This is a genomic window from Synechococcus sp. H55.2 (assembly GCF_047462495.1).
In the GTDB taxonomy this organism is placed as follows: Bacteria; Cyanobacteriota; Cyanobacteriia; order Thermostichales; family Thermostichaceae; genus Thermostichus.
On the sequence record NZ_JANSJH010000021.1, the window covers coordinates 1 to 3,597 of the forward strand.

Annotated in this window: 3 protein-coding genes and 1 pseudogene; all 4 read left to right on the forward strand. The window is 61.6% G+C overall.

Annotated features, from left to right (window positions below; translation table 11 throughout):
- Window positions 1-118 precede the first annotated feature (118 nt).
- Window positions 119-1,300, forward strand: coding sequence for a transaldolase (locus tag NW844_RS04355; RefSeq protein ID WP_414333812.1), 1,182 nt, complete (start codon window positions 119-121; stop codon window positions 1,298-1,300).
- A 27-nt stretch (window positions 1,301-1,327) separates the two neighbouring features.
- Window positions 1,328-2,812: pseudogene (locus tag NW844_RS04360) on the forward strand (cobaltochelatase subunit CobN); the annotation flags it as partial.
- A gap of 45 nt (window positions 2,813-2,857) precedes the next feature.
- Window positions 2,858-3,181, forward strand: coding sequence for a DUF2605 domain-containing protein (locus NW844_RS04365; protein ID WP_414333814.1), 324 nt, complete (start codon window positions 2,858-2,860; stop codon window positions 3,179-3,181).
- Window positions 3,181-3,444, forward strand: coding sequence for a DUF2973 domain-containing protein (locus NW844_RS04370; RefSeq protein WP_414333816.1), 264 nt, complete (start codon window positions 3,181-3,183; stop codon window positions 3,442-3,444). Before NW844_RS04365 ends, NW844_RS04370 begins: the two co-directional genes overlap by 1 nt.
- Window positions 3,445-3,597 lie beyond the last annotated feature (153 nt).

Sequence of the window (3,597 nt, forward strand, 5' to 3'; positions counted from 1 at the left end):
GTTGTCCCCACACCGGTGGGGCAGACAATTAAGACAATCTCACATCTACCGGGATCCCTTGCCTGGGTGGGCGACACTAGGACTGGGTCGCAGAAGCGCGATAGCTAAGGAGGGGAGTATGAGCAAGAGCCTGCTGGAGCAGTTGCGAGAGATGACCGTCGTGGTGGCCGACACGGGGGATATCAACGCCATTGAGACCTTTAAGCCGCAGGATGCCACCACCAATCCCTCTTTGATCACAGCAGCCGCCCAAATGCCCCAGTACCAGGGCATTGTCGATGAGACCTTGCTCAAGGCCCGCAAAGAACTGGGATCTAAAGCCGACACCAAAACCGTAGTGGCCCACGCCATCGATGAATTGGCGGTAGCCTTTGGCGTGCGCATTCTCTCCATCATCCCCGGTCGGGTTTCGACCGAGGTAGATGCCCGCCTCTCCTACGACACCGAGGCTACCGTAGCCAAGGCCCGCTACCTCATCGAGCTCTACAAGGCGGCAGGGGCGGATCCCAAGCGGGTGTTGATTAAAATTGCTTCGACCTGGGAAGGGATCCGCGCCGCCGAGATCTTAGAAAAAGAAGGGATCCACTGCAACCTGACTCTGATGTTTGGCCTGCACCAGGCCATTGCCTGTGCGGAAGCAGGGGTAACCCTCATCTCGCCCTTTGTGGGCCGCATCTTGGATTGGTACAAAAAACACACAGGCCGGGAGAGCTATCCCCCTGCTGAAGATCCGGGCGTGCAGTCGGTAACCCAGATCTACAACTATCTGCGCAAATACGATTACCCGACGGAAGTGATGGGCGCCAGCTTCCGCAACATTGGGGAAATCATCGAGCTGGCCGGCTGCGATCTGCTTACCATCTCGCCAGTTCTCTTGGCGGAGCTGCAAAACACCGAAGGCCACCTGGAGCGCAAACTGGATCCGGAAAAAGCTAAGAAAATGGACATCCCGCGTCTGGTGATGGATCGAGCCACCTTCGACCAGATGCACCGGGAAAACCGCATGGCTTCAGAAAAGCTGGAAGAAGGGATCCAGGGCTTCTCCAAGGCGCTGGAGGTGCTGGAAAGGCTGCTCACGGAGCGGCTGCAGAAGCTGGAGGGCGCCAAGAAGGAAACGATTACCCACGCCGCCCAGGATGTCTTCCGCATCTACGACCTGGATGGGGATGGCTTCATTACCCGCGAGGAGTGGATGGGGGCGGATCGCGTCTTCGATGCCCTCGACACCAACCAAGATGGCAAAATTACCCCCGAAGAAATGCTGGTCGGCCTAGGGGCAGCCGTCTACTTGAGGAATTAGCCAGCCAGCTCTATGGGCGAGAACTTTCGCCGCATCGGAGATGGGGTAGCTGCCCTAGAGGCCCAGGCCCGCCTCTGGATTGCCCAGCGGCTACAGGGGATCCCTTACGATCCGCCCCCGGGGCCGGCGGCCAGCCAGGTGCTGCGCTGGATCGAGACGGACTTGCTCCCCCGCCTGCAGCAAACGCCCCAGGAGCTGGAAAATCTCCTGCGCGGGCTCAATGGCGGCTATGTGCCCAGCGGCCCTTCCGGCGCCCCCACGCGGGGCCGGGTGGAGGTGTTGCCCACCGGGCGCAACTTCTACTCGGTGGATATCCGCGCCATTCCTACCCCCACTGCCTGGCAAGTTGGCTCGCTGGCTGCCGAGCGGGTGGTGGAGCGCTACGTGCAAGAGCAGGGGGAATATCCCCGCCACCTGGGCCTATCCGTTTGGGGAACTGCCACCCTGAGAACCGGCGGCGAGGACTGGGCGGAGGCGCTGGCGCTCTTGGGGGTTAGGCCCCGCTGGGAGGGGGGACGGGTGGTGGATATCGAGATCCTGCCTGTAGCGGCTTTGGGCCGTCCCCGCGTGGACGTAACCCTGCGCATCTCCGGCTTCTTTCGCGATGCTTTTCCCAACCTCATTGCCCTCTTCGACCGGGCTGTGCAGGCCGTGGCCGCCCTGGAAGAACCGGAAGCCGACAACCCCCTGCGGGCCCAGGTGCTGGCCGATACCCAGTACTGGCAGGAGCAAGGGATCCCGCCTTCAGAAGCGGCAGAGCGGGCGCGGCTGCGCATCTTTGGCTCCAAACCAGGGGCCTACGGAGCCGGGCTGCAGGGGCTGATCGAGGCGCAAAACTGGGAAACCGAGGCGGATCTGGCGCGCGCCTACCTCACCTGGAGCGGCTACGCCTACCGGGCCGAGGGCGAGGGAGAGCCGGCCCCCGCAGCTCTGCGGCGGCAACTGGCCCGCTTGCAAATTGTCCTGCACAACCAGGATAACCGCGAGCACGATCTCCTCGACTCCGATGACTACTACCAGTTCCAGGGGGGCATGGTGGCAGCCGTGCGCACCCTCCAGGGCCGCAACCCCCAAATCTACTTCGGGGATCACGCCCGTCCCCACAACCCCAAGATCCGCACCCTGGCCGAAGAGATCGACCGCGTCTATCGCGCCCGCGTCGTCAACCCCAAGTGGATTGCCGGCGTAATGCGCCACGGCTACAAAGGCGCCTTTGAGATGGCCGCCACCCTCGACTACCTTTTTGCCTACGACGTCACCACCCACGCCGTGCCCGATTTCATGTACGCCGGGGTGGCCCGCGCCTACCTGTTGGATCCCCGGGTGCAGCAGTTTCTGCGGGATCACAACCCCTGGGCACTGCGGGATATGAGCGAGCGGCTGCTGGAAGCCCACCAGCGGGGCTACTGGCAAGAGCAGGCCCTAGAGCTGGTGCCCCAGCTGGAAGCCCTGCTGCTGGAGACGGAAGCCCGCCTGGAGGCCACCCAGGGATCCCTGGCGGGAGAAGGTTAAGTTCAGCTAAGATGCTCTCAGCAAACCAGGCGCGGAGGGATCCCAATGATGAGCAAAGCCAAGTTACTGCGAGAGATTCTGGGGCCCCTACTGGAAGATTACCGCTACTGGTTTGAGCGCTCCCGCCGCTTTTTGCAAGAAGAAACCCTAGAATTTATTAGCCCAGAGGCGCAGCAGGCCCTTCTGGAGCGGGTTTTGGCTGCCCAAGCAGAATTGCAAGCCGCAGAAGCCCTCTATCAGTTGTCGGAGAATGAAGTTGGCGTTGACCCAGCGCTGATGGCAAAATGGCATCACCTGCTGATGGAGTGCGCCGAGCTGGGCCGTCGCTTCCGCCAAATTCACCCTTCCTCTGACTCATCTGACCCGTGATGCTGCAGATCCTCTACCTCATCGCTTTCGTGGCCATTGCTTTTGTGGCCCTGCGTAACCTGGTGGCCAATATCATCACGTTGGGCAAAGAAGAGCGCAAGGCCTCGCCCCGTCGGGCTCGCCGACAGGCGCCCCACCCAGAGCTCTTGGATGAAGAAGGCAACCTGACGGAAGAGCCCTTGTTGGTGATTCGTTCGACCAGCCTGGAAGAAGCCCGCAGCCGCCTGGAAGATCTCTACTCTGGCTCTCCTGACGAGGATTAAAAGCGGCGCAGGAGCTTCCCCTTTCTCGGTGTCGGCCCGAGTCAGTTGTGGGGGTAAGTAGCCTTTCTTGGATGAAGTTACGATAAAGCACCTGGCGCCGAGCACTATTCCTAACTCCCCTCTCCCTGAGGGAGAGGGGTTGGGGGTGAGGGT

Coding starts and splice junctions, on each gene's coding strand:
- NW844_RS04370 (WP_414333816.1), top strand. CDS start 3,181: ATGCTGCAGATCCTCTACCTCATCGCTTTCGTGGCCATTGCTTTTGTG.
- NW844_RS04365 (WP_414333814.1), top strand. CDS start 2,858: ATGATGAGCAAAGCCAAGTTACTGCGAGAGATTCTGGGGCCCCTACTG.
- NW844_RS04355 (WP_414333812.1), top strand. CDS start 119: ATGAGCAAGAGCCTGCTGGAGCAGTTGCGAGAGATGACCGTCGTGGTG.